This window comes from Streptomyces sp. NPDC059696, from assembly GCF_042733745.1.
GTDB lineage: Bacteria > Actinomycetota > Actinomycetes > Streptomycetales > Streptomycetaceae > Streptomyces.
In genome coordinates this window covers 306,615-331,582 of the sequence record NZ_JBHWFG010000003.1, presented here as the reverse complement: position 1 = coordinate 331,582, position 24,968 = coordinate 306,615, and the positions used below count along the sequence as shown (strand labels likewise).

Annotated in this window: 22 protein-coding genes; 5 read left to right on the top strand and 17 right to left on the bottom strand. The window is 73.6% G+C overall.

Going from position 1 to position 24,968, the window contains the following annotated elements; translation table 11 throughout:
• Window positions 1-127 precede the first annotated feature (127 nt).
• The 6 genes from ACFV20_RS05270 to pdhA all read right to left on the bottom strand — a co-directional run bounded on the left by ACFV20_RS05270 (window position 128) and on the right by pdhA (window position 7,625).
• A complete protein-coding gene (locus ACFV20_RS05270; protein WP_385652523.1) occupies window positions 128-1,237 on the bottom strand; it encodes a potassium channel family protein in 1,110 nt (369 codons plus the stop codon).
• Window positions 1,234-2,622, bottom strand: a complete 1,389-nt coding sequence (locus tag ACFV20_RS05265; RefSeq protein WP_385652521.1) for a molybdopterin molybdotransferase MoeA — start codon at window positions 2,620-2,622, stop codon at window positions 1,234-1,236. The genes ACFV20_RS05270 and ACFV20_RS05265 overlap by 4 nt, the downstream gene beginning before the upstream one ends.
• Window positions 2,619-3,752 carry an NTP transferase domain-containing protein gene (locus tag ACFV20_RS05260; RefSeq protein WP_385652520.1) on the bottom strand — a complete coding sequence of 378 codons (1,134 nt, stop codon included), beginning with the start codon at window positions 3,750-3,752 and terminating at the stop codon, window positions 2,619-2,621. The genes ACFV20_RS05265 and ACFV20_RS05260 overlap by 4 nt, the downstream gene beginning before the upstream one ends.
• A gap of 86 nt (window positions 3,753-3,838) precedes the next feature.
• Window positions 3,839-5,479, bottom strand: a complete 1,641-nt coding sequence (locus ACFV20_RS05255) for a dihydrolipoamide acetyltransferase family protein (RefSeq protein ID WP_385652517.1) — start codon at window positions 5,477-5,479, stop codon at window positions 3,839-3,841.
• Window positions 5,479-6,483 (bottom strand): alpha-ketoacid dehydrogenase subunit beta, encoded by a 1,005-nt coding sequence (locus tag ACFV20_RS05250; protein WP_385652515.1) that lies wholly within the window; start codon window positions 6,481-6,483, stop codon window positions 5,479-5,481. The genes ACFV20_RS05255 and ACFV20_RS05250 overlap by 1 nt, the downstream gene beginning before the upstream one ends.
• A complete protein-coding gene (gene pdhA / locus ACFV20_RS05245) occupies window positions 6,480-7,625 on the bottom strand; it encodes a pyruvate dehydrogenase (acetyl-transferring) E1 component subunit alpha (RefSeq protein WP_385652511.1) in 1,146 nt (381 codons plus the stop codon). The genes ACFV20_RS05250 and pdhA overlap by 4 nt, the downstream gene beginning before the upstream one ends.
• A 190-nt stretch (window positions 7,626-7,815) precedes the next feature.
• Between pdhA and ACFV20_RS05240 the strand changes: the two genes are divergently transcribed.
• A complete protein-coding gene (locus ACFV20_RS05240) occupies window positions 7,816-8,301 on the top strand; it encodes an Lrp/AsnC family transcriptional regulator (RefSeq protein ID WP_385652550.1) in 486 nt (161 codons plus the stop codon).
• Between the two features lie 18 nt (window positions 8,302-8,319).
• Here ACFV20_RS05240 and ACFV20_RS05235 read toward each other — a convergent pair whose 3' ends face one another.
• The 3 genes from ACFV20_RS05235 to ACFV20_RS05225 form a co-directional block, all read right to left on the bottom strand.
• Window positions 8,320-8,628 (bottom strand): hypothetical protein, encoded by a 309-nt coding sequence (locus tag ACFV20_RS05235; protein ID WP_385652509.1) that lies wholly within the window; start codon window positions 8,626-8,628, stop codon window positions 8,320-8,322.
• 238 nt (window positions 8,629-8,866) lie between these two features.
• The gene (locus ACFV20_RS05230; protein WP_385652507.1) at window positions 8,867-9,457 is read right to left on the bottom strand and encodes a TetR/AcrR family transcriptional regulator; all 591 of its coding nucleotides are present in this window, start codon (window positions 9,455-9,457) and stop codon (window positions 8,867-8,869) included.
• Window positions 9,454-10,971 carry a 3-hydroxyacyl-CoA dehydrogenase gene (locus ACFV20_RS05225; protein WP_385652504.1) on the bottom strand — a complete coding sequence of 506 codons (1,518 nt, stop codon included), beginning with the start codon at window positions 10,969-10,971 and terminating at the stop codon, window positions 9,454-9,456. The genes ACFV20_RS05230 and ACFV20_RS05225 overlap by 4 nt, the downstream gene beginning before the upstream one ends.
• A gap of 160 nt (window positions 10,972-11,131) precedes the next feature.
• Between ACFV20_RS05225 and paaN the strand changes: the two genes are divergently transcribed.
• Window positions 11,132-12,823 (top strand): phenylacetic acid degradation protein PaaN, encoded by a 1,692-nt coding sequence (gene paaN / locus ACFV20_RS05220; RefSeq protein WP_385652502.1) that lies wholly within the window; start codon window positions 11,132-11,134, stop codon window positions 12,821-12,823.
• A 103-nt stretch (window positions 12,824-12,926) separates the two neighbouring features.
• On the opposite strand, the gene ACFV20_RS05215 is transcribed toward paaN, so the two are convergent.
• From ACFV20_RS05215 to ACFV20_RS05205, 3 genes are read right to left on the bottom strand one after another with little or no spacing between them, the layout of a single operon-like run.
• Window positions 12,927-13,670 (bottom strand): TrmH family RNA methyltransferase, encoded by a 744-nt coding sequence (locus ACFV20_RS05215; protein WP_385652499.1) that lies wholly within the window; start codon window positions 13,668-13,670, stop codon window positions 12,927-12,929.
• Complete coding sequence (locus tag ACFV20_RS05210; protein ID WP_385652497.1) at window positions 13,667-14,878, bottom strand: HTTM domain-containing protein; 1,212 nt, start codon at window positions 14,876-14,878, stop codon at window positions 13,667-13,669. Before ACFV20_RS05210 ends, ACFV20_RS05215 begins: the two co-directional genes overlap by 4 nt.
• On the bottom strand, window positions 14,875-15,762 hold the full coding sequence (locus tag ACFV20_RS05205) for a DUF5819 family protein (protein ID WP_385652495.1): 888 nt from the start codon (window positions 15,760-15,762) through the stop codon (window positions 14,875-14,877). The genes ACFV20_RS05210 and ACFV20_RS05205 overlap by 4 nt, the downstream gene beginning before the upstream one ends.
• Window positions 15,763-16,139: 377 nt before the next feature.
• Between ACFV20_RS05205 and ACFV20_RS05200 the strand changes: the two genes are divergently transcribed.
• Window positions 16,140-17,273, top strand: a complete 1,134-nt coding sequence (locus tag ACFV20_RS05200; protein ID WP_385652493.1) for an acyl-CoA dehydrogenase family protein — start codon at window positions 16,140-16,142, stop codon at window positions 17,271-17,273.
• A 153-nt stretch (window positions 17,274-17,426) separates the two neighbouring features.
• Here ACFV20_RS05200 and ACFV20_RS05195 read toward each other — a convergent pair whose 3' ends face one another.
• The 4 genes from ACFV20_RS05195 to ACFV20_RS05180 all read right to left on the bottom strand — a co-directional run bounded on the left by ACFV20_RS05195 (window position 17,427) and on the right by ACFV20_RS05180 (window position 21,320).
• Entirely contained in the window at window positions 17,427-17,756 is a 330-nt protein-coding gene (locus tag ACFV20_RS05195; protein ID WP_385652548.1) for a rhodanese-like domain-containing protein, read from the bottom strand.
• 281 nt (window positions 17,757-18,037) lie between these two features.
• Complete coding sequence (locus ACFV20_RS05190) at window positions 18,038-18,880, bottom strand: hypothetical protein (RefSeq protein WP_385652492.1); 843 nt, start codon at window positions 18,878-18,880, stop codon at window positions 18,038-18,040.
• Between the two features lie 122 nt (window positions 18,881-19,002).
• Entirely contained in the window at window positions 19,003-20,442 is a 1,440-nt protein-coding gene (locus tag ACFV20_RS05185) for a DUF2252 domain-containing protein (protein WP_385652490.1), read from the bottom strand.
• Between the two features lie 179 nt (window positions 20,443-20,621).
• The gene (locus ACFV20_RS05180) at window positions 20,622-21,320 is read right to left on the bottom strand and encodes a ScbR family autoregulator-binding transcription factor (protein ID WP_385652487.1); all 699 of its coding nucleotides are present in this window, start codon (window positions 21,318-21,320) and stop codon (window positions 20,622-20,624) included.
• 375 nt (window positions 21,321-21,695) lie between these two features.
• On the opposite strand from ACFV20_RS05180, the gene ACFV20_RS05175 reads away from it, so the two are divergent.
• The gene (locus tag ACFV20_RS05175; protein WP_385652483.1) at window positions 21,696-22,676 is read left to right on the top strand and encodes a ScbA/BarX family gamma-butyrolactone biosynthesis protein; all 981 of its coding nucleotides are present in this window, start codon (window positions 21,696-21,698) and stop codon (window positions 22,674-22,676) included.
• Entirely contained in the window at window positions 22,673-23,596 is a 924-nt protein-coding gene (locus ACFV20_RS05170) for an NAD-dependent epimerase/dehydratase family protein (RefSeq protein WP_385652479.1), read from the top strand. Before ACFV20_RS05175 ends, ACFV20_RS05170 begins: the two co-directional genes overlap by 4 nt.
• A 30-nt stretch (window positions 23,597-23,626) precedes the next feature.
• Here the strand turns inward: ACFV20_RS05170 and ACFV20_RS05165 are convergent, their stop codons facing one another.
• A complete protein-coding gene (locus ACFV20_RS05165; RefSeq protein ID WP_385652477.1) occupies window positions 23,627-24,880 on the bottom strand; it encodes a cytochrome P450 in 1,254 nt (417 codons plus the stop codon).
• Window positions 24,881-24,968: the final 88 nt, after the last annotated feature.

The following is a 24,968-nucleotide window of genomic DNA, read 5'->3' as shown; positions in this document are numbered from 1 at the left end:
GTTCGTGGTGTTCTGGGGCCCCGACCCGTTGGGGCTTAACAACGGGACTTACCCGGGCAGCGCCGGGTTCCCGCCCGCCCCCCGCGCACCGTACGGGTGCGGGGCGGCCGGCCGTTCGCTGTGCCCGTCAGGTGTCGCGGGGCATCGGGGGCATCGGGCGGATGTCCGGGGCGACCTGGGTGGCCGGCGTCTTCCGCACGATCGTGATGAGGCGGTCGGTCAACTCCAGCCTGCCGACGGCGGGATCGTCGTAGCCGAGCACCCGGTGGCCGCGTATGACGCTCACCACCAGGTCGGCGGCCTCCCGGGGTGTCTTGCCCACCTCGGCCTTGACGACCGGCCGCTCGACGATGTCGAGGCCGCTGCCCTGCTGGATGAGGTCCTCCATCACCATGCCGGCGGAGGGACTGAGCACGGACAGTCCGAGCAGCCGGCCGGCGGCGCTGGCGCTGGTGACGACCGCGTCCGCGCCGGACTGCTTGAGCAGCGGGGCGTTCTCCTCTTCCCGCACGGTGGCCACGATCTTCGCCCCGCGGTTGAGCTGGCGGGCCGTCAGCGTCACCAGAACCGCGGTGTCGTCGCGCTGGGTCGCGATGATGATCTGGCGCGCCTTGTGCACCTCGGCCTGCTTCAGCACCTCGCTGCGGGTCGCGTCCCCGACGATGCCGACGTAGCCCTCGGCGGTCGCGGCGTCGATCGCCTTGGAACTGGGGTCGACCACGACGACCCGTTCCTTCTTCAGACCCGTCGCGCAGACGGTCCTGATCGCCGACCGGCCCTTCGTGCCGAAGCCGATGACGACGGTGTGATCGCGCAACGTGGACCTCCAGCGGGTCAGCCGCCACTCCTCCCGGGTGCGTTCCGTGAGGGCTTCGAGCGTGGTGCCGACCAGGATGATCAGGAACAGCACGCGCAGGGGCGTGATGACGAGGATGTTGGTGAGCCGGGCGCTCTCGCTGGCCGGGGTGATGTCACCGTAGCCGGTGGTGGAGAGCGTGACGGTCGCGTAGTAGAACGCGTCGAGGAAGCTGATGCCACCGCCCGCGTTGTCGTGGTAGCCGTCGCGGTCGGCGTAGACGATCAACGCGGTCAGCACGAGGACGAACAGCGCCATGGAGAGCCGCTTGGCCACCTGGCGGATCGGGTGCTCCACCACTTTCCTCGGGAGCTTCACCCGATGGGTCACCAGATGCTCGTCGGCCTGGCGGGCGATCGCGTCCTGGCCCGGAAGTTTCACGTGAAACACACCCCGATGCCTCCGGACGCCCAGGGCAGGTCGAGCAGTTCCGTCTCCTGCCCCGGACGCGCACCGCCCGGCGGGACCACGGCCAGCGCGTCGGCCGCCGCGATGCCGCGCAGCATGGCGGGGCCGTTGTAGTGCAGCGGCACGGCCTCGTCGCCGCGCAGGACCACGGGGACGAGCCGGGTGTCGTGCGGGTGCCCGTGCACGGCGTCCCGGAGCGGCATCGTGTACGGCTCCGGGGCCGGGCGGGCCGCGAGGATCCGCAGCAGGGGCTCGGCGAGCGTCAGCAGCCCGGAGACGGCGGCGAGCGGGTTGCCCGGCAGGCCGACCAGGTGCTGGGTCGGTGTGGTGCGGGCCAGCAGCATCGGGTGGCCCGGACGCACCTTGACGCCGTCCACGAGGAGTTCGGCGCCGATCCGGCGCAGCGTGGGGTGGACGTGGTCGACGGGCCCCGCCGCGGTGCCGCCGGTGGTGAGGAGGACGTCGGCGTCCGAGGCGGTGACGGCCTCGTACAGCGCGTCGGCGTCGTCACGGATGCGCCGGACGGCGGTGACCTCGGCGCCGAGCGCCCGCAGCCAGGGCGGCAGCATGGGGCCGAGCGCGTCCCGGATCAGGCCGTCGTGCGGCAGGCCCTCGGTGAGCAACTCGTCCCCGAGGACCAGGATTTCGGCCCGGGCCCGGGGGACGGCGGTGACGCTGTCGTACCCGGCCGCCGCGGCGAGCCCGAGGACGGCCGGGGTGACGAGCGTGCCGACGGCCAGCAGCTGGTCGCCGGCCCGGCATTCCTGGCCGCGCGGGCGGATGTCCTGACCGGGGACGACATCCCTCGTCGCGTAGAGGCGGCCCTTGTCGTCGGTGCGGCCGTGCTCGCTGCGCAGGACCAAGCTGGTGTCCGGCGGGATGCGGGCGCCGGTCGCGATCCGGACCGCCTCGCCGTCGGTGAGGGGCCCGGGCGCGGCGTGCCCGGCCAGGACGCCCTCGTCCCGTACGCGCCAGGGGGCGGGACCGCAGACCGCCCAGCCGTCCATCGCGGAGGTGTCGAAGGAGGGGAGATCGGTGAGGGCGTCGAGCGGGGCGGCGAGGGTCAGGCCGAGGGCGGTGTCGAGGGGTGCGGAGACGGGGGCGCGGCGGGCGGCCCGGGCGGCGTCGCGGCCGGCGCGTTCGGCGAGGGTCCGGGCCTCGGGCCACGCGGTGGCGCGGTGGTGGCTGTCGGACCGGGCCGGGGCGTCCGGCCGGGAGGGGGCGCCGGCGCTGACCTTCCCGCCCCGGGCCGCGGGGTCGGGCGGGTGATCGCCGTTGCTGTTCCTCACGAGAGCGAGCACCTCCTCGACGTCGAGGTCCTCGGCGTCCTCTCCGGCGCGGGCACCGTGCGGGGTCATCCGGCGTCCGGCCGGGTGTCGGGCGTGGCGTCGGGCGCCACATCGCCCTGCGGGGGCTGGGCACCGTCCATGGCCGCGTCGCCCTGGGCCTGTTGCGAGCCCTCCCCGGCCGCGTCGCCCTGCGGCTGCCCCGCGCCTTCGGCGGAGGGCCCGGCCTCGGACGTCCCCTCCCGCTCCCCGGCCTCGGACGTCCCCTCCCGCTCCCCGGCCTCGGACGTGCCCTCCCGCTCCCAGCGCGTGGCGAGCGCCGCGGCCTTGCGGGCGGCCTCGGCGACCGCCTCGGGACCGCCGCCTCTCTGCGCGGCCGCGTAGCCGACGAGGAACGTGGTCAGCGGTGCCGCGGGCCGGGCCACCCCGTGGGCGGCGTCGCGGGCGAGGTCGAGCAGGCCGCGGGTGTCGACATCGAGGTCGATCCCGAGTTCGTCCTTGACGGCGGAAATCCATTCATCCAACACGTGCCCATGCTCCCTGATACGTGCCCTGGCGGTGGCGATGTCGTCCCAGGTGTCGCAGTCGAAGGACGCGACCGGGTCGGAGATACGGGTGAGGTTCAGCTCGGCGGTCAGACGCCGCAGGGGGAGACCGGTGAGAGCGCCGTGCCGCCCGGTGAGGAGCGCGAGTTCCGCACGCAGCCGCGATGCCCGATAGGCGGCCACGAGGGGCTGGTCCCGGCCGCCGGGGTCGGTCAGCAGCACGCCGTCGGAGCCGCTCGTCCGCAGCGCGCTCACCAGGCGGCTGACGGTCGGCTCGCGCAGGAACGGCAGGTCGGCGGAGAGCACCACGAGGTGCTCGCCCGTGGTGTGGCGCAGCCCGGCGTCGAGGGCGGCGAGCGGCCCGCCGCCGGGCGGGTCCTCACGCGCCCAGGTCACGGGCCGTGCGGTCGGCCGGGGCGCGGCGACGACGACGGTGGTGCGGGCGGTCGCACAGGCCGCGAGCACCCGGTCGAGCAGGGGCCGTCCGCCCACCGGCACGCCGGGTTTGTCCGCGCCACCCAGACGCCGGGCGGCACCGCCTGCGAGCACGACGGCGTCGTAACCGGCGGGGCCGGCCGTGTGCGCGGGGGCTGTGGCGGCGCTGTGCGCGGGGCCCGTGGCGGCGCCGGGTTCACCGGGGGGCGGGTTGGCGGTCACCCCCCGAGTATGCGTGCCCCCGCGATCACACGGAACGCGGGGGAAGCGACGCGATCACGAACTCCGGCTCGGATCCGGAACAGGAATCACAGGGTCCGCAGCAGCACCGCCGGCTGTTCCACGCAGTCCGCGACGTACCGCAGGAAGCCGCCGGCCACGCCCCCGTCGCACACCCGGTGATCGAAGGTGAGCGAGAGCTGGACGACCTGCCGCACCGCCAGCTCGCCCTCGTGCACCCATGGCTTGGGGACGATGCGGCCGACGCCGAGCATGGCGGCTTCGGGGTGATTGATGATCGGTGTGGAGCCGTCGACGCCGAAGACGCCGTAGTTGTTCAACGTGAAGGTGCCGCCGGTGAGTTCGCCCGGTGTCAGCGTCCCCGTGCGGCCCGCCTCGGTCAGCCGGGCGAACTCGGCGGTCAGCGCCTCGGCGTCCCGCGCGTGCGCGTCCCGCACGACCGGCACGACGAGGCCCCGGTCGGTCTGTGCCGCGAACCCCAGGTGCACGTGGTCGAACCGCACGATCTCCCTGGCCTGCGTGTCGACCGTGGAGTTGAGCTCGGGGAAGCGGGCGAGGGCCGCGGTGCAGATCCGGGCGAGCAGGGCCAGGAGGGAGATCTTCGGCCCGCCGGCCGCGTTCATGGCCGCACGCGCCCGCATGAGCTCCGTGGCGTCCGCGTCCACCCAGCAGGTGGCGTCCGGGATCTCCCGGCGGCTGCGCGCCAGCTTGTCGGCGACAGCACCGCGGATGCCCTTGAGGGGCGTGCGGGTCTCGCCGGTGAGCGGGGCGCCGGTCCCGCCGGGGCCCGCAGCGGAGGGCCGGGAGGCGAGGACCGGGCTCGGTGCGTGCCGCACGCCGTGCGGGTGCGGCACGGCCGGCGATCCCGCCGGAACGCCCTGAGCGCCCTGAGCGCCCTGAGCGCCCTGAGCGCCCTGGGTCTCCTGGATGCCCGCGGCGCGCAGCGCGTACTCCACGTCCGCCCGCAGGATCAGCCCGTCGGGGCCGGAGCCGGTCAGCTCCCGCAGGTCCAGGCCGTTCTGCCGCGCCAGCCGGCGCACCAGGGGTGAGATCACGGGGACGGGACCGTCCGCCGTGCCGGGACCGTCGGCCCGCCCGTTGACGGCCGCCACGTGGTCATCGACCCGGGCCTGTCCCGGTGCCTGCGCCTGCGCCTGCGCCTGCGCCTGCGCCTGCGCCGAGGAAGCCTGACTCGGGGCCGCCACGGCGTCCGCCCGCCCGGTCGGCGCCCCGGCGGATGCGGCCCGGCCCGCTGCCGCGGACGTGCCGGACAGCGGCCGGTCCTGCCGGACCCGGCGGCGCCGCGCGGGCGCCTCGGAGGTGCCGTAGCCGACCAGGACGTTGCCCGACCCCCCGGAGCCCCTGTCTCCGGAGCCCGTGTCTCCGGACCCCGTGTCTCGGGAGCCGGTGCCCCCGGAACTGATGTCCCCGGATCCGATGTCCCCGGAGCCGGAAGCGGGCCGCTCCCCCACGGCCACCGTGATCAGCGGCGCGCCGACGGGCAGTTCCGTGCCCTCCTCGCCGAAGCGGGCCGTGACCACACCGCCGTAGGGGCAGGGCACCTCGACCATGGCCTTGGCCGTCTCGACCTCGACGACCGGCTGGTCGATGGCGACCACGTCGCCGACCTCGACCAGCCAGCGCACGATCTCCGCCTCGGTGAGCCCCTCACCGAGGTCGGGCAGCTTGAACTCGAGCACCTGTGCCATCAGCTCTCGGCCTCCCACTGCAGACGCCCCACGGCGTCCAGGATCCGGTCCACACCGGGCAGGTGGTGGCGCTCCAGCATCGGCGGCGGGTACGGGACGTCGAACCCGGCCACGCGCAGCACCGGCGCCTCCAGATGGTGGAAGCAGCGCTCCGTGACCCGCGCCGCGATCTCCCCGCCCGGGCCGCCGAAGGAACCCGACTCGTGGACGACGACCGCGCGGCCCGTGCGCCGCACCGAGGCGCTCACCGTCTCGTCGTCGAACGGCACCAGGGAGCGCAGGTCGACGACTTCGAGGTCCCAGCCCTCGGCCCGGGCCGCCTCGGCCGCCTCCATGCAGACGGGGACGGACGGCCCGTACGTGATGAGCGTGGCGCTGCGGCCCGGGCGGCGCACCACCGCACGGCCGATCGGCTCGACCGGCGCCGGCTCCTCGGGGTTCCAGGAATCCTTCGACCAGTACAGCCGCTTGGGCTCCAGGAAGACGACCGGGTCGTCGGAGGCGATGGACGCGCGCAGCAGCCCGTAGGCGTCTGCGACGGTGGCGGGCGTGACGACATGGAGCCCCGGAGTCGCCATGTAGTACGCCTCGGAGGAGTCGCTGTGGTGCTCGACGCCGCCGATGCCGCCGCCGTAGGGGACGCGGATGGTGATCGGCAGGGGCATGCTGCCGCGGGTGCGGTTGCGCATGCGGGCCACGTGCGAGATGAGCTGCTCGAACGCCGGGTAGGCGAACGCGTCGAACTGCATCTCCACGACCGGCCGCAGCCCGTACATGGCCATGCCGACCGCGGTGCCGAGGATGCCGGCCTCGGCGAGCGGGGTGTCCGTGCAGCGGTCCTCGCCGAACTCCTTGGCGAGTCCGTCGGTGACGCGGAAGACGCCGCCGAGGGTGCCGACGTCCTCGCCCATGACGTGCACGGCGGGGTCGGCGGCCATGGCGTCGCGCAACGCGCGGGTGAGGGCCTGCGCCATGGTGGCCGGCTTGACGGCGACGGTGGTCATCGGTGCGTGCCCCCCTCGGACTCGGCCTCGGCCTCCAGCTCGGCCCGCAGCTGGTCCCGCTGTTCCAGCAGCTGGGGCGTGGGCTCGGCGTAGACGTGAGCGAACAGGTCCATCGGGTCGAGGACCGCGTCCCGGTTCATCTGCTCGCGCAGGGCCGCGGCCATGGTCTCGGCGTCCTGCCGGGCGGCCTCGATGCCGGCCTCGTCGAGCAGGCCGCGGCCGGTCAGCTCGCGCTCCAGCAGCCGGATCGGGTCGTGCTCGCGCCAGGTCTCGACCTCGGCGTCGCCGCGGTAGCGGGTGGCGTCGTCGGCGTTGGTGTGGGCGTCGACGCGGTAGGTGATCGCCTCGACGAGGGTGGGGCCGCCGCCGGCGCGGGCGTGGCGTACGGCGTCGGAGAGCACCTCGTGCACGGCCGCGGCGTCGTTGCCGTCGACCAGGCGGCCGGGCATGCCGTAGCCGACCGCCTTGTGGGCCAGCGACGGGGCCGCGGTCTGCTTGGCGAGCGGGACGGAGATCGCGAAGCCGTTGTTCTGCACGAGGAAGACGACCGGGGCCTGCCAGACGGCCGCGAAGTTCAGCGCCTCGTGGAAGTCGCCCTCGCTGGTGCCGCCGTCGCCGACCATGGCCAGCGCGACCACGTCGTCGCCCTTGAGGCGGGCGGCGTGCGCGAGGCCCACGGCGTGCGGCAGCTGGGTGGCGAGCGGGGTGCACAGGGGGGCCACCCGGTGCTCGTGCGGGTCGTAGCCGGTGTGCCAGTCGCCGCGCAGCAGGGTGAGCGCCTCGACGGGGTCCACGCCCCGGGCCACCACGGCGAGGGTGTCGCGGTAGCTCGGGAAGAGCCAGTCGCGCTCCTCGAGGACCATGGCGGCGGCGACCTCGCAGGCCTCCTGGCCGGTGGTGGAGGGGTAGACCGCGAGACGGCCCTGCTTGGTGAGGGCGGTGGCCTGCGCGTTGTAGCGGCGGCCCTTCACCAGCTGCGCGTACAGCGCCCTGAGCAGCTCGGGGTCGGCCTTGGCGGCCGCCTCGGTGCCGAGGACGCGGTACGGCTCGGCGTCGGGCAGCAACGGCGCGGGATCCGTCCGGGGCTGCCAGGCGGGCGGCGGGGTCGGCTTGTACGCGCCCCGCTGCTCCATGACCGTCATGACGGCACCTCCTCGTGGGAGCGGCTCGAAGAGGCGCATCGGCTGTGACCCGCCTCACCTACCGATTGTTCGGTCGACGGCACAATTTGGCTATGGGTGGCCTCAGGCTGTGGACAAACGGTTCTCCACAGCCTGAGATGGACGCAGTACGTCCATGGTGGGGAGGTCGGCGCAGGTGGCATCTGAACAAATGGCCGAAGGCCAGGACGACAGCGGCGTACTGCCGCCGCCACGGTCCCTGGACGCCATAGATCAGGACATCCTGCGCATGCTGCAGGCGGACGGCCGCGCGTCGATACGGTCGGTCGCCGAGCGGGTCCACGTCTCCCGGGCAAACGCCTACGCCCGCATCAACCGGCTCGTCGAGGACGGTGTCATCCGGGGCTTCGGCGCCCGGGTCGATCACCAGCGGGCGGGGCAGGGCACGTCCGCGTACATCACGCTGAAGATCGTCCAGAACTCCTGGCGCACGGTCCGCGAGGAGCTCAGGCAGCTGCCCGGCGCCTCCCACATCGCCTTGGTGGGCGGCGACTTCGACGTGCTGCTGCTGGTCCACGTCTCCGACAACCGCTCCCTGCGCGAGCTGGTCCTGACCCGGCTCCAGGCGATCCCCCAGGTGCTCAGCACCCGCACCCTGCTGGTGTTCGAGGAGGAGGACCTGGAACCGCAGGGCTGACCGGCCGGGCCCCGCCCGTCAGCTCGCGGCCACCGCGACGCCGAGCAGCACCGCGAACGTCACCGGCAGCAGCGCGCAGCCGAGCCCGGTGCCGGCGACCGCGATCCGCAGTCCGCGCAGGGACCGGCGGTGTGGCAGCACCCAGGCGAGCGCGAGCAGGCCCGCCGCCCAGAACAGCACGCCCGAGAAGGCCCCGGGGCCGTCCTCGGCGGCGAACCAGCGGTACTCCAGCACGAGGAGCGGCAGGCCGAGCAGGGTGGCCACAAGGGGTGCCCGCCACCAGGTCCGGTGGGCGGCGCGGGCGGGCGGTGTGTCGGGTCCGGGCATGCACCCCACCCCATCACCGCCGGGTGGCCGGAACATCGTCGCGCGTACTCAGCCGACCCGCGCGCGGGTACTCACGCGGGGCGCCGTCACCCGGCCTCGCGCAGACGCAGGGGCCGTCACCCGGCCTCGCGCAGACGCGGGGGCCGTCACCCGCCCTCGCACAGACATGGGCGCCGTCACCCGGCCTCGCGCAGACGCGGGGTGCCGTCACCCGGCCTCGCGCAGACGCGGGGTGCCGTCACCCGGCCTGGCGCAGGCCCCCGAAGGCCAGCTGGACCACCGCGTCGGCCACCTCGCGTTCGCTCATGCCGCGGCCGTCCGGGCGGTACCACTCGACGATCGAGTTGATCATGCCGAAGACCAGCCGGGTCACCAGCCGGACCTCTATGTCGGCCCGCACGTCCCCGTCCGCGGCGGCCGCCTTGAGCAGGTCGGCCACCCGGTGGTCGAAGTCGCGGCGCCGCTCCAGGGCCCACCGCTCGGTGTCGGTGTTGCCCCGCACCCGCAGCAGCAGGGTCACGTAGGGCAGTTCGGTGATCAGCACCTCGACCATGCGCCGGACGACGTACTCCAGACGGTCCGAGGCGCGCCCCACGCGCGCGTGCTCCTCGTCGAGGATGCCGAACAGCCCGTCCAGGGCCCGGCTCACGGCCCGGCGCAGCAGCTCCTCCTTGCCGGTCACGTGGTGGTAGATCGACGACTTGGAGATGCCGGCCGCCTTGGAGAGATGCTCCATGGAGGTGCCGTCGTAGCCGCGCTCGTTGAACACCTGGACGGCGACGGACAGCAGGGTGTCCGGGGTGTAGGTGTCGCGCTTGGCGGTGGTCATGAGGCGGTGCCCTCCCGCTTGTCGGAGGCGTGGGCGTGGCGGTACAGCGCCAGGGAGGGCGCGTAGCGCCCCGACGGGTCGCGCAGGTGCAGGTCGTCCAGGAGGGCGTAGGCCCAGGAGCGGCCGAGCCGGCGGCTCCACTCGAAGGGGCCGAGGGGGTAGTTGACACCGAGGCGCATCGCGGTGTCGATGTCCTCCTCGGTGGCGACGCCCTTGGCGACCGCGTCGTGCGCCAGGTCGATGATCCGCGCCACCGTACGGGCGACGATCATGCCCGGCACGTCACCGATGACGCTGACCTGCTTGCCGAGCGCCTGGAAGAGACCGATGGCCTCGGAGAGGGTCTGCGGGGAGGTGTCCTGGGAGGCGGACAGGGCGATGCGGGTGGCCGCGCGGTAGTCGAGCGCGAGGTCGAAGTAGACCACGTCGCGGAACTCCACCGAGGTCTGCCCGTCGGCGAGGGCGAGCTGCCCGCCGCTCGGCAGCACCAGGCGGCTGCCGCTGTCCTCGTCCTCGTCGCGGACCGGGATGCCGGCCTCGCGGATCAGCGCGAGCAGTTCGGCGGCCGGCCCCAGGTCGCCCTCGGCGACGACGTACGCGGGCGGCTGCCGCTTCTCGGCGGTGTCCGGCTCGGGACGCTCGGCGCCGTCGGAGTGGTCGTACCAGCCGTGGCCGGTCTTGCGGCCGAGCCGGCCGGACTCGACCAGGCGCCGCTGGGCGAGGGACGGCGTGAAGCGCACGTCCTGGAAGAAGGACTCCCAGACCGACCGGGTGACCGACTCGTTGACGTCCTGGCCGATCAGGTCGGTCAGCTCGAACGCGCCCATCCGGAAGCCGCCCGACTCGCGCAGCACGGCGTCGACGGTGGCCGGGTCGGCGCCCTGGGACTCGTACACCGCGAAGGCCTCGGCGTAGAAGGGCCGGGCGATGCGGTTGACGATGAAGCCGGGGGTGTCCGCGCAGGCGACCGGCGTCTTGCCCCAGGCGCGGGCGGTCTCGTACGCGCGCGTGGCGTACGTGACGTCGGTGGCGAAACCGGAGACCACCTCGACCAGCGGCAGCAGGGGCGCCGGGTTGAAGAAGTGCAGGCCCACCAACCGGCCCGGGACGCGCAGGGCGCCGCCGATGGCGGTGACCGACAGCGACGAGGTGTTGGTCGCGAGCAGGCAGTCGTCGGAGACGATGCCCTCCAGCTCACCGAACAGCTCCTGCTTGACGTCGAGCCGTTCCAGGACGGCCTCGACGACCAGGGCGCAGTCCGCGAGCTCGGCGAGGGCCTCGGCGGGCAGCAGCCGGGCGCGGGCGGCGTCCCGGTCGGGGCCGGTGAGCCGCTCCTTCTCGACGAGCCGGTCCAGGCGTGCGCCGATCGCGTCGGCCGCCGCCCGGGCCCGCCCTGGGACGGTGTCGTACAGCCGGACGGGATGGCCCGCGACCAGCGCGACCTGGGCGATTCCCTGGCCCATGGTGCCGGTGCCGACGACGGCCACGGGGCTGCTGAGGTCGAGTGCTGTCATGTGCGCGATCCTCCCGCACGGGGTTTTCCACAGATGCGGCGGACCCCCTTGAACCGACCGATCGTTCGGTTACTCTAGCTCTGTCCGAGTGTTCCTGCCCAGGTTTCTGCCCAGGTCATGAACTCGACGAAGAGTTCTTGAGACGAGGAGTTGGTCACCCATGACCGCCGCACTCTCGGCGCACGAGCTGATCGCCCGGCACCGGTCCACCCTCGACCAGGCGCTGGAAGCGATCCGCACGCGCGCCTACTGGTCCCCGCACCCCGAGCACCCCAAGGCCTACGGGGAGAACGGCAGCCTGGACGCGGCGGCGGGCAAGGCCGCCTTCGACGCCCTGCTCGGCTCCCGCCTCGACCTCGGCCAGCCGGGCACGGACGACTGGGTGGGCGGCGAGACCTCCCCGTACGGCGTCGACCTGGGCGTGACGTACCCGCACGCGGACCTCGACGTGCTGCTGCCCGCCATGAAGGCCGGCCAGCGCGCCTGGCGGGACGCGGGCGCGGAGCAGCGCGCGGTGGTCTGCCTGGAGATCCTCAAGCGCATCAGCGACCGGACCCACGAGTTCGCGCACGCGGTCATGCACACCTCCGGCCAGGCGTTCATGATGGCGTTCCAGGCGGGCGGACCGCACGCGCAGGACCGCGGCCTGGAGGCGGTGGCCTACGCCTACGTGGAGCAGGTGCGCACGCCCGACAACGCCGAATGGACCAAGCCGCAGGGCAAGCGCGACCCGCTGGCGATGAACAAGCAGTTCACGCCGGTCCCGCGCGGTATCGCCCTGATGATCGGCTGCAACACGTTCCCCACGTGGAACGGCTACCCGGGCCTGTTCGCCTCCCTCGCCACCGGCAACGCGGTCCTGGTCAAGCCGCACCCGCGCGCGGTGCTGCCGCTCGCCCTCACCGTGCAGGTCGCCCGCGAGGTGCTCGCCGAGGCCGGCTTCGACCCGAACCTGGTCGCGCTGGCCGCCGAGCGCCCCGGCGAGGGCATCGCCAAGACCCTCGCGCTGCGCCCCGAGATCCGCATCATCGACTACACGGGCTCGACCGAGTTCGGCGACTGGCTGGAGGCCAACGCCCGCCAGGCGCAGGTCTACACGGAGAAGGCCGGCGTCAACACGGTCGTCGTCCACTCCACGTCCGACTACAAGGGCATGCTCTCCAACCTGGCCTTCTCGCTGTCCCTGTACAGCGGCCAGATGTGCACCACCCCGCAGAACCTCCTCGTCCCCCGCGAGGGCATCTCCACCGACCAGGGCCCCAAGTCCTACGACGAGGTCGTCGCGGACCTCGCCCGGGCGGTGGACGGCCTGCTCGGCGACGACGCCCGGGCGAACGCGCTGCTCGGCGCGATCGTCAACCCGGACGTGAAGGCCCGGCTCGAGGCCGCGGCGGGGCTGGGCGAGGTCGCCCTGGCCTCCCGTGAGATCACCAACCCGGACTTCCCGGGCGCGGTCGTGCGCACGCCGGTGATCGTCAAGCTGGACGGGGCCAAGCCGGACGACGAGGCCGCGTACATGAGCGAGTGCTTCGGGCCGGTGTCCTTCGCCGTGGCCGTCGACTCCGCCGAGGACGCGACGGAGCTGCTGCGGCGGACCGTGCGGGAGAAGGGCGCGATGACCGTCGGGGCGTACACGACCGACCCGCAGGTCGAGCAGGCCGTGCAGGAGGTCTGCCTGGAGGAGGCGGCGCAGCTGTCGCTGAACCTCACGGGCGGGGTGTACGTGAACCAGACGGCCGCGTTCTCCGACTTCCACGGGTCGGGTGGCAATCCGGCGGCGAGTGCGGCGCTGTGCGACGGGGCGTTCGTGGCCAACCGGTTCCGGGTGGTCGAGGTACGCAGGGACGCGTAGGAGCTCCGGGGGTTCCCGTCGTCGGCTCTGGTCGTCGCGCGGGGTGCCGGTGCGTTGTGGTTGCTCGCGCAGTCCCTCTAGGAGCGCCCCGGTCGGGGCGCTCCTAGAGGGACGCGCCGAGGCTCCAGTGGTACAAGGTCATCGCCACGCTCGTCGCCAGGTTGTAACTGCTGACCTGGGGGCGCATCGGCAGGGACAGCAGGTGGTCCGCGCGGGCGCGCAGTTCCGCCGACAGGCCCGTGCGCTCGGAGCCGAACGCGAGGACGGCGTCGTCCGGGAGCTTGACGCCCCGGATGTCGTCGCCCTCCGGGTCCAGGGCGAACAGCGGGCCGGGCGGCAGTTCGTCGACGGCCAGCCGCTCCACCGTCGTCGCGAAGTGCAGCCCCGCCCCGCCCCGCACGACCGTCGGGTGCCAGGGGTCGAGCGTCCCGGTCGTCACCACACCGGTCGCCCCCAGGCCGGCGGCCAGCCGGATCACCGCGCCCGCGTTGCCCAGGTTGCGGGGCTGGTCGAGGACCACGACCGGGGCCCTGCGCGGCACGGCCGCCAGCCTGGCGAGGCCGCAGGCACGGGACGGCCGTACGGCCAGGGCGGCCACGGCCGTGGGATGCGGGCGCGGCACGAGCGACGCGTACGTCTCGTGCGGCACCTCCGCCAGCGCCCCGGCCATCGCGTCCCGCACGTCCGGGGCCAGCTCTCCGGCGAGGGCCAGCGCGGCCGCCCGGTCGGCCGTGACCGCCACCGGCACCTCGGCGCCGAAGCGCAGCGCGTGCTTGAGCGCGTGGAACCCGTCGAGCAGGACGGTGTCACCGGCGAGCCGGTGCCAGGTGGTCACGGGGTCGGTCATGCCCCGAAGCCTACGTGCGAGGCCTCCGGACTCTCGCGGGTGCGCTGCCCGGGCACCTGCCCCCGCCCGCCCCGGCGCCGCAGCCGGTCGCGCGCACGAACCGCCCGGCCGCCCAGGCGGCGCAGGAAGCCCGTCGGCAGGAACACGGCGTCCGCCGCGATCATCGCCAGCGAGAAGAACGGCAGCCCCAGGACCACGGCGATCACGGCGTGCTCGGTCATCATGACGGCCAGCAGGACGTTCTTCACCCGCCGGTTGAACAGCGTGAACGGGAAGGCGACCTGCACGACGACGGTCCCGTAGGTCACCAGCATCACCATGGTGCCGCTGGCGGACAGCAGGTCCGCCAGCGCCGGCCAGGGCGAGAAGTACTCCAGGTGGAGCGGGTAGTAGACCGCCGTGCCGTCCTGCCAGCGCGAACCCTGGATCTTGTACCAGCCGGCCGTCGCGTAGATCAGGCACGCCTCCGCCATGATCACGAGCAGCGCCCCGTTGTGCACGATGTTCGCCACGACGTCCAGCAGGATCCGCGGCTCACCGGTCCTGGCCCGTCGTCCCACCAGCCACCACAGGCCCAGCACCACCCACACCGTCCACAGCAGGACCGGTATCAGCCCATCTCCCTGCATGCGGCCGGCGAGGGTGACCGCGACGAGCACGAACCCGAGCACGCCCCACAGCAGCGGCCCGGTCCGGTCCGTGACCCGCTCGCCCCGCGCCCGGGCCGCCCGGTCCCGCACGGCCCGCCGGGCGTCCAGCGACCACACCTGGGCGCAGCGCGTGAACACCAGGTAGATCGACATCAGGTGCAGCACGTTGTCGCCGCCGTCGCCCATGAAGACACTGCGGTTCTGCAGCGACAGCACTCCGACCATGAACAGCACCGACATGGTGCGGGTGCGCCAGCCCAGCATCAGCAGCGCACCGGAGAGGACCGCGAGCGCGTAGACGGTCTCGAACCAGACCCGGTCGTCCGACCACATCAGGACGGTGAAGGAACCGTTGGAGCCGACCAGCTGCTGGGCGAGATCCCAGCTCCAGGGGCCGTCGGGACCGTACAGCTCGTGCCGGTGGGGGAGTTCGCGGAGCAGGAACAGCAGCCAGGTGGCGCTGAAGCCGATGCGGACGACGGCCGTCTGGTAGGGGCCCAGGGCCGCTTCGGTGACCCGGGCGATGGCGCCGGAGACGGCCAGCGAGAAGCGGTTCACCGCACCCCACCCCCGGCTTCGTCCCGCGCCACCTTCCACCACGGCAGCTCCCGGTAGGACGGTGTCGTCGAGACCTTCTCCCGGCTCCACGGGGGCGGCGGCACGTTGCTGGTCCGGGAGCGCACCTGCACCCGTTCGATGATCCCGGAGCCCCCCGTCGCGGCCCGTACCGCGTCGTCGTCGGTGAGGCGCAGCACCATGATCCGGCGCAGATAGGCCTCCGAGAGCGCGCCGCGCAGCCCGACCGGACGGTTCTCGCCGTCGTGCGTGGCGACGAAGAAGTCCCAGGCCCGGCGCAGCTCGTTCTGCTGGGTGTGGCTGGGCAGCAGATTGCCGTCGATGGCCCTGCCGTCCTCGGCGGACAGGTCGTACCAGCCGGTGGTCGCTTTCATGCCGTCCGGCCCGCGCACTCCGGCACGGACCTGGATCGAGATGTTCTGCTGGAGCGGGTTCGGCGCGAAGAGCTTCCAGTTCTGCTCGAACTCCGGATAGATCCAGTCGTCGACGGCCTCGCCGTGCGCCTTGGTGACCGTGTTCGCCGGCGCCACGTGCAGGAACGTCATGCCGAGGTGCACGCAGACGCCGATGGCGACGACCGCGAGGGCCAGGGCGACACCGACCTGGTAGCGCAGGGAGAGCGCCGCGATGCCGGTACGGGGGTCGCCGAGTGCACCGGGTGTACCGAGTGCACCGGGATCACCGAGTGCGCCGGGTGTACCGAGTGCACCGGGATCACCGAGTGCGCCGGGTGTACCGAGTGCAGCGGCTTCACCGAGTGCATCGGGTTCAGCTTGCTCACCGGGCGGATGAGGCACGTGCGGGGGCGGGGGGCTCGGCGCGTCCGGGCCGTGCCGGGCGGTCGAGCCCTCGTCGTACGCGTCCATTCCGCCCCGTTCCACGATCCCGGTCCGTAGTTCCGTCCGCCCGGCCGGCCGCGAGGGCGTCGTACCGCCCGCGCGGCACCGCGCGGCATCGGCACCGGCACGGTACTCAGGACACCCACCCGCGCGCAGCCCCTGCCCGCCCCTCCCGCGGTGGCCGTCGCCACACCGGAGGATGACGGTACGGCGCCCGCTACCGCCCGGCGGCCATCGTCCCCCTGGTCCACAGGGGACCCAGGTTATCCACAGGGCGCCCCGGCCGGTCGCCGACCGGAGTGACACCCTACGGCGCCCGCCGTACACCCATTCCCTTCTTCTAGAACCTGTTCTATCTTGACGCCCCGTCAGCTCAACCGGACCCCGCCGGGAGGACAGACACCGTGGACTTCACCTTCACCGAGGAGCAGCAGGCGGCGGCCGAGGCGGCGAAGGGCGTGTTCGCCGGGGTCGCCCCCGACGCCGTGCCCAGCCCGGCCCTCACCCCGGGCGCCGTCGCCGAGACCTGCGACCGCGCCCTGTGGGCCAGGCTCGCCGACGCCGACCTGCTGAGCCTGCTGCTCGACGCGCGGTACGGCGGGGCGGGCCTGGACGCCATCGCGCTGTGCCTGGTGCTGCGGGAGTCGGCGCGGGTCCTGGCCAGGGTGCCCCTGCTGGAGAGCAGCGCGGCGGCCGCGACCGTCCAGGCCTTCGGCGGGGAGGAGGCGAAGGCGGACCTGCTCGCCCGGGCCGGCCGCGGCGAGACCGTGCTGACCGTCGCCGCGCACGGCCGCACCGGCCACGACCCGGCCGAGCAGTCCGTGACCGCCCGGCGGGACGGCGCGGACTGGGTGCTGGACGGGGTGCAGACGGCGGTGCCGTGGGCCTACGACGCGGACGTCACGCTCGTCCCCGCGCACACCGCGACCGGCCGGACCGTACTGGCCCTGTTACCGCGCGGGCACGAGGGCGTACGGCTCGCGGAGCAGTTCTCCACCAGCGGCGAGCGGCTCGGCGAGCTGCGGCTGGAGTCGGCACGGCTCGCTGCCCGGGACGTGATCGACGCCGACGGGGCCTGGGAATGGCTGCGGGACCTGCTGGCCACCGGGACGTGCGCGCTGGCGCTCGGGCTCGGGGAGCGCGTGCTGCGGATGACCGGGGAGTACACGGGCAAGCGGGAGCAGTTCGGCTTCCCGATCGCGACGTTCCAGGCCGTCGCCGTGCAGGCCGCCGACCGCTACATCGACCTGCGCGCGATGGAGGCCACGCTGTGGCAGGCCGCGTGGCGCATCGCCTCGGGGGCGCCTGGTCCGCTGCCCGCCGCCGGTGACGTGGCCGTCGCCAAGATCTGGGCGGCGGAGGGCGTCCGCCGGGTCGTGCAGACCGCACAGCACCTGCATGGCGGCTTCGGCGCGGACGTGGACTACCCCCTGCACCGCTACCACGCCTGGGCCAAGCACCTGGAACTGTCACTCGGCCCGGCCGCGGCACACGAGGAGGCCCTGGGTGACCTGCTGGCCACCCACCCACCCGCCTGATCCCGACGGCCGGGTCCACCCGGGTAGGCCTCTGGCCGGAAGCCGTATCGAGTCCCGGGTCGGGCTCTCGTCCGGGGCCCCTCGGAGGGGGCCCTGGTCGAGAGCCCCTCGTAGGGAGTGCCCGGTCGGACGCCACGCCCTCGTCGGGAGTCCCTAGAGGACGAACCCCTGCTGCCCGTCGTCCGTCACGACGGGACGTCCCGCCGCCTCCCACACCTGCATGCCGCCGTCGACGTTCACGGCGTCGATGCCCTGCTGGGCCAGGTACATCGTGACCTGGGCGGACCGGCCGCCCGAACGGCAGATCACATGGACGCGGCCGTCCTGCGGTGCGGCCTCGGTCAGCTCGCCGTAGCGGGCGACGAACTCGCTGATCGGGATGTGCAGCGCCCCTGCGGCGTGGCCGGCCTTCCACTCGTCGTCCTCCCGGACGTCCAGCAGGAAGTCACCGTCCTTGAGGTCCGCGACCGCGACCGTGGGCACACCAGCTCCAAAACTCATGCGCCCGACGCTACCCGACCCGGCCGGGACACCGGCGGGGCCACGGCTCAGACCCAGCGCTCACGCCGAAGCCTGCCGAACCCTGCCGCCCCGGGACCCGGCCGCAGCCATGCCCCCGTCACCCTGGTCCGAACCCGAACCCGAACCCGAACCCGAATCCGAGGCCAGACCCGAACCCGAGGCCAGACCCGAGCCCGAGCCCGAGCCCGAGCCCGAGCCCGAGCCCAGACCCCGAGCCCAGACCCCGAGCCCGAATCCGAGGCTCAGCCCTGGTGGCCCTGACCCTCGCCCGCGCCCTCGCCGAGCAACGCGGCCAGTTCCGTCTCCCGTTCGGTGACCTGGGCGAGCAGCCCCTGCCCGATCTCGTCCAGGAGCCGGTCCGGGTCGTCGGGGGCCAGCTGCAGCATGTGGCCGATGGCGCTGTCCTCGAGCTCCCGGGCGAGCAGCCCGAGCAGCTCCTTGCGCTGGGCGAGCCACTCGAGGCGGGCGTAGAGCTCCTCGGCGCGGCTCGGGCCCCGCTTCAGCTGGGGTCCCTCGGCCCATTCCGCGGCGAGCTCCCGCAGCTCCTTCTCGTCGCCGCGGGCGTAGGCGGCGTTGACCCGGGTGATGAACTCCTCACGCCGTCGGCGTTCCTTCTCCTCCTGCGCCAGGTCCGGGTGGGCCTTGCGGGCCAGGTCGCGGTAGAGCTTGCGGGCCTCCTCGCTGGGGCGGACCCGCTGCGGGGGCCGGACCGGCTGGTCCGTGAGCATCGCCGACGCCTCGGGGAACAGACCGTCGCCGTCCATCCAGCCGTGCAGCAGCTGCTCGACGCCGGGGATCGGGGCGAGCCGTGCCCTGGCCTCCTCCGCCCGCTGCCGGTCCGCGGGGTCGCCGCTGCGGGCGGCTCTGGCCTCCAGGATCCGGGCGTCCAGCTCCTCCAGCCGGGCGTACAGCGGTCCGAGCTTCTGCTCGTGCAGCCGGGAGAAGTTCTCGACCTCGACGCGGAAGGTCTCCACGGCGATCTCGTACTCGATCAACGCCTGCTCGGCGGCCCGCACGGCCCGCTCCAGCCGCGCCTCGGGCCGTGCGGCGTCGCCGCCATCCTGCTCAGCTTCCGGGGTCGTCACCCGACCAGCCTAGGTGACACCCGGACCGCGCCCACGCCCCGGAGGGGAACGGCCCGGAACCCGCGGCACGGACCGCCGCCCGCGGCGTCCCTACACACCCAGCTCCGCCGTCCGCCGCGTCCCTACACCCCCAGCTCCGCCGCCACCTTCCCCGCCTTCACCCCGGCCAGCAGATCCGCGTGGTCCTCCTCCGTCCGGTCCGCGCAGGCGACGGCGAAGGCCGCCACCGCCTCGTCCAGCTCCTCGCTCTTCCCGCAGTACCCGGCGATGAGCCGCGGATCGGCGCTGTGGGCGTGTGCCCGGGCCAGGAGGGCGCCGGTCATGCGGCCGTAGTCGTCCAGCTGGTCGGCGGCCAGGGCGGCGGGGTCGACGCTGCCCTTGCGGTTGCGGAACTGGCGGACCTGGTAGGGCAGCCCGTCGACCGTCGTCCAGCCCAGCAGGTTGTCGCTCACGACCTGCATCCGCTTCTGGCCCAGCACGACCCGCCGGCCCTCGTGAGCGGCCTGCGGCGTCTCGAAACCGGCCGTCGCCAGATGCGGCACCAGCGCCGACGCCCGCGCCTCCTTCACCTGGAGCACCAGCGGCTCGCCCCGGTGGTCCAGGAGCAGCACGACGTAGGACCGGGTGCCGACGCTGCCCGTGCCGACGACGCGGAAGGCCACGTCGTGCACCGCGTGCCGGGCGAGGAGCGGCAGGCGGTCCTCCTGCAGCGTGCCGACGTACTCCTCCAGGGACGCCGCCACCGCCGCGGCCTCGGCGTCCGGGACGCGCCGCAGCACCGGGGGCGCGTCGACGAAGCGGCGCCCGCCGTCCTCGGTGGGCTCGGTCGACTTGGCGGCGAAGCGGCCGCTGGTGTTGTGGCGGGCCTTCTCGGAGACGCGCTCCAGCGTGCCGAGCAGGTCGTGGGCGTCGGTGTGGGAGACGAGCTCCTCGTCCGCGATGGCGTTCCACGCGTCCAGGACCGGGAGCTTGGCCAGGAGCCGCATGGTCCTGCGGTAGGCGCCCGCCGCGTCGTACGCCGCCTTGCGGCACCGGTCCTCGCCGGCGCCCGCCACCCGGCCCGCGAGCACCAGGGACGTAGCGAGACGCTTGAGGTCCCACTCCCAGGGGCCGGGCACCGTTTCGTCGAAGTCGTTCAGGTCGATGACCAGACCGCCGCGGGCGTCGCCGTACAGGCCGAAGTTGGCCGCGTGGGCGTCGCCGCAGAGCTGGGCCCGGATCCTCGTCATCGGTGTGCGGGCGAGGTCGTACGCCATGAGGCCCGCCGAGCCGCGCAGGAACGCGAACGGGTTGGCGGCCATGCGCCCGACCCGGAGCGGGGTCAGCTCGGGCAGCCGCCCGCGGCCCGATTCCTCGACGGCGCTCACCGCGTCCGGCCGGGAGGCGTCCAGGACGAGCGAGGCGTGGGCGCTGCGCGGGACCCGCTTGCGCAGGGCCTTGCCCTCGTCCTTGGGCGAACCGGCGGGCGGCCACTCGGCGAAGCCGCGCACCCGGGGCAGCCTGCGGGGTGCCCCGTCCTTCGCCGTGGTCCCGCTCTCGTCCTGAGCTCCAGCCCTGGTCATCCCGACCGCCTCCCCCGCACGCGCACGAACATCAACTCGTTCCGACCGTACAACCGGCGGCCGAAACGCGTCAGACCCTGTGGACGACTCCACGCCTGTGGACAACCCGCGCCGGGCAGCAGCCGGACCTGCCGGACCTGCCGGACCTCACGACTTCACCTCGCGGCCCACGGCACTGCTCACGCTCCGGAGGCCACGGACGTGTGCGCGGGCACGGCGGCCCGGGCCGGCACGGCCGCGCTCTCCTCGGTCAGCACCTGCGCCAGCACCCGCTCGGCCCGCTCCGTGGAGATGTCGAGCCGGGCCAGCACCGCCGGCACCGTGATGCTGGGCAGGAAGTGCTCGAACAGCACCACGACACGGCGCTCCAGATCCTGCCGCTGGCAGCGCAGCTGGGACAGCAGCTGCACGCCGGAGAAGCTGCCGACCAGCAGCTCGGCCGTCTCCGCCACGTCGACGTGCTGGAGCAGTTCGCCCCGCGTCTTCGCCTCGGCCAGCATCTGCGTGTTCTGGTCGATCCACATCTGGAAGGCGGGGGTGCGGTCGAGGTCCATGGCCCCCTGGTCGAGGGCGAGCCCCACGCTCGCCCGCACCAGCGGTTCGGACCGCAGCCGACGGGCCATCACCAGACCGGAGTCGACGAGTTCCTGGAGTTTGCTGCTCTGCGGCGGGAGGGTGATCGCGAGCTGCTCCTCGAACACCCCGACCGCCAGTTCCTCCTTGGAACCGAAGTGGAAGTACAGCGCGCCCTTGGTGACGCCGGCCCGGTCGAGGATCTCGCCGATGGTCGCCGAGGTGTAGCCGCGTTCGTCGAAGACGACCGCTGCCGCCTCCAGGATGGTCCGCCGGGTGCGGATCGCGCGCTCCTGTCGCGCCATCGGATGCCTCCTGATCTCCGTCGATCCGTGTGAAGTCGCTGGGGGGCGAGGGCGCGAGAGCCTGTTCCAGCGGCTTGGCTCGCCCTTTGAAAAAAACCGGCTCGTCCGTATCTTAGTCAGGCGCCGACCGGGGCCAGGCAGCCGATCCTGGGGGTTCTCATGCCGCAGACAGGGCCTTTGAGCCCACTCACGGAGGATCAGACCGGACGTGGGGGCAGTCCGGCAAACGCGACGGCTACGACCGTCGAGAACACGCCACAGACCACCGCCCTGCGAGAGCTGCGGGCACCGGCGTCCCCGGCAGCAGCCCGCCCACTCCGGTCATCCCTCTCCGCCTCCTCAGCCCCCTCAGCCCCCTCAGCAGCGAACGAACCCATGCCGCCGACTCCCCCCACCGGGACCCACCCACCCGCCGCGACGCACCCGGCCACCGAACGCCCCATCCCCCGCTCCCACGCCTCCGTCGTCACCGCGGAGCTCGCCCATCGCACCGCTGAGTCGGACGTCTTCCCCACCCGGTGGCGCCGAATCTCCGACTGCCGCTTCCGCTTCACGGGGCACTGGCCGGCCGACCACGCCTTCTTCGGCCCCGTGGACGACCGTCACCAGGACCCGATGGTCGTGGGCGAAACGTTGCGGCAGGCTTCGATGGTGCTGGCGCACGCCGAGTTCGGCGCCCCGGCGGACACGCACTTCGTCATGTGGGACCTGACGGTCCACGTCGACCCGGCCGCACTCCTGCTCGCGGACGCCGCCGAGCCGGTCGAGTTCGACGTCGTGTGCTCCGAGGTCCGCCGCCACGGCCGCGGGCTGCGCAGCATGCGCACCACGATGGAGTTCCGCCGCGCGGGACGAGTCGTCGCCCGCGGCACCGGAAGCACCGGCTGCACCCCGCCGCGCGCCTACCGCCGCATACGCGCGGGCCGGCTGAACGCCCTGGACATACCGGTGCCGCTCCCGGCGGGCATAGACCCACGGACGGCGGGCCGGGCCCGCGCCGAGGACGTCGTCCTCGCTCCCGGCGACCGCCCCGGCGTCTGGCAGCTGCGCGTCGACACGGGTCACCCGGTCCTCTTCCCGCGCCCCAACGACCACGTCCCCGGCATGGTGCTGTTCGAGGCGGCCCGCCAGGCCGCGACCGCCGCGTCCGGCCTGCACCCGTTCCTGCCGCTGCGGATGACGGCGGAGTTCGCCCGCTACGCCGAGCTGCACAGCCCGTGCCGGATCGAGACCGAGGTCTTCGACGAGCGCCCCGGGGAGGTGACGGTACGGGTGTCGGGGCGGCAGGACGGCGAGCCGGTCTTCACCGCCGACCTGACCTCCGCCCGCCCCGCGCGGGTACGGTCCCCGTCGTGACCCTCAGGATCCTCATCACGGGCGCGAGCGGCTTCGTCGGCGGCCGGGTCGCCGCCGCGGCACAGCGGCAACCGGGCGTACGCGTACGCCTGTTGTCCCGGCACACACCGCCCGGCCCCGCGTACGTGCACGGCGACCTCTGCGCCCCGCCCTCCCTGCGCGGCGTCTGCGCCGACACCGACGTCCTGGTGCACTGCGCCGCGCGGGTCGGCGGCGACGCCGAGACCGTCGAGGCGGTCAACGACCACGGCACCCGCGCCCTGGTCGAGGAGGCCGTGCGCGCCGGAGTGCGCCGGATCGTGTACGTCAGCACGGCCGCCGTGCACGGCCGGGGCCCCTTCCGGGGCGTGCGCCCCGGAGAGGCGCCGATCGCGCCCGCCTCACCCACCAGCCGCACCCGGGCCGCCGCCGAACGGTACGTCCTCGACGCGGGCGGCCTGGTGCTGCGCCCCCACCTCGTGTACGGCGAGGGCGACCGCTGGGTGATCCCCGGGCTGGTGTGGCTGATGAACGAGTTGTCGGCCACCCTCACCGGCTGCGAGGCGCTCCAGTCGATGATCGACGTCGACACCCTGGGCCGTGCGGTGGTGGCCGCCGCGCTCGCCCCGGCGTCCGGCGGCGGGGTGCACCACGTCGGCCACCCCGAGCCGGTGACGGTCCCGGCCCTGCTGGCGGCCGTGTCACGGGAGCTGGGGGAGCCGGGCGGCGGCGCGGCCGTGGACGTCGCCACCGCCCTCGACCGGGCCGCCGGGTCACCGCTCGCCCTGCATCACCTCGGCATGCTCACGGTCGACCACTGGTTCGTGGACGACACGTTCTGGAAGACCTTCGACTGCTCGCCCGGTGACGGCTTCGCGGCAGCCTTCCCCCGCGCGGTGCCCTGGTACCGCGCGTTCCTCCAGGGCTGGAAGGTCTCCTGATCACTCCGGCACGGCCTCCGTCTGTCGCTCTCAGACCGGGCGCGGGCCGTGCAACAGCACCGGCAGTTCCTGGTGGCCGGTGGAGATGATGGACCGCAGCCGCTTCGGCGGACGCGACGGGTCGGCCAGGGCCAGCCGCGGGAAACGCGCGAACAGCGACGTCAGGGCCACGGTCGCCTCGGCCATGGCCAGGGGCCGGCCCAGGCAGTGGTGCACCCCGTGGCCGAAGGACACGTGGTCGCGGCTGGTGCCGCGGGTGATGTCGAACCGTTCGGCGTCGGGCCCGTGCCGCTCGGGGTCGCGCCCGGCACCGGCGAAGGAGACCACGAGCGGGTCGCCCTTGGGGATGGTCAGGCCCGGCTGGATCTCGATGTCCTCCACGGCGTAGCGCAGGCCCGACATGGCACCGGGCGCCTCGAAGCGCAGCGACTCCTCCAGGGCGTCCTCCCAGGTCGCCCGCCCGGAGCGGACGAGGTCGAGCTGCTCGGGGTGGGCGAGCAGGCTGTGCACGGTGTTGTCGATGAGGTTGACCGTCGTCTCGAAACCCGCGGTGAGCAGCAGGATCAGGTTGTCCATCAACTCCTGTTCACTGAGGGCGCCTTCGTCGCGTGCGGTGATGAGCGCCGTCGTCAGGTCGTCGGCCGGGTGCTCGCGCTTGTGCTGGAGGAACGCCGTCAGCGTGCCGTAGAGGTCGACGGCGTTGGCCTGGGCGTCCTCCAGGGAGATGGCCGTGTCGAAGAAGCGGTTGATGATGCGGTAGAGGTCCGCGCGCGGGCCGTCCTCGCCGCGCGGTACGCCGAAGAGCTCGCACACCACCTCGTGCGGGACGGGCGCCGCGAACGCCGCGCGCAGATCGACGACTTCGCCTTCAGGGACGCGTTCCAGCGCGTCCAGCGCCCGGTCGACGATCTGCTGGACGCGGGGCAGCAGTGCGTCGACGCGGCGTTTGGTGAACGCGGCGGCCATCGGTTTGCGCAGCCGGCTGTGGTCGGTGCCGTAGGCGGTGACCATGTTGCGCACCGAGACCCAGATGGCGAGCGGCCAGGTGCGCGAGATGTCCCCGTTGATCCAGGCCGGCCAGTGCTGGAAGGCGTCCTTGCTCGTCTCGGGGCCGGCCAGGAGCCGCTTGTTCAGCTCCAGGCCGTTGATCCACCACGCCCGTACGCCGCCGGGGAGTTCGACCTCCACGGCCGGGCCCTGCGCACGGATGCGGGATATCTCGCCGTAGAGGTCCTGACCGGACGGGTCGATCGACAGGAAGGGGCAGGCGGGCTGTGTCGCCATGGCTCATCGCTCCTCGGTTCCGAAGACTGGGAGACCATCGTGCGATCAGCGCGCCGGAAAAACTTGCCATCCGGTTTGTTTCGGCCCC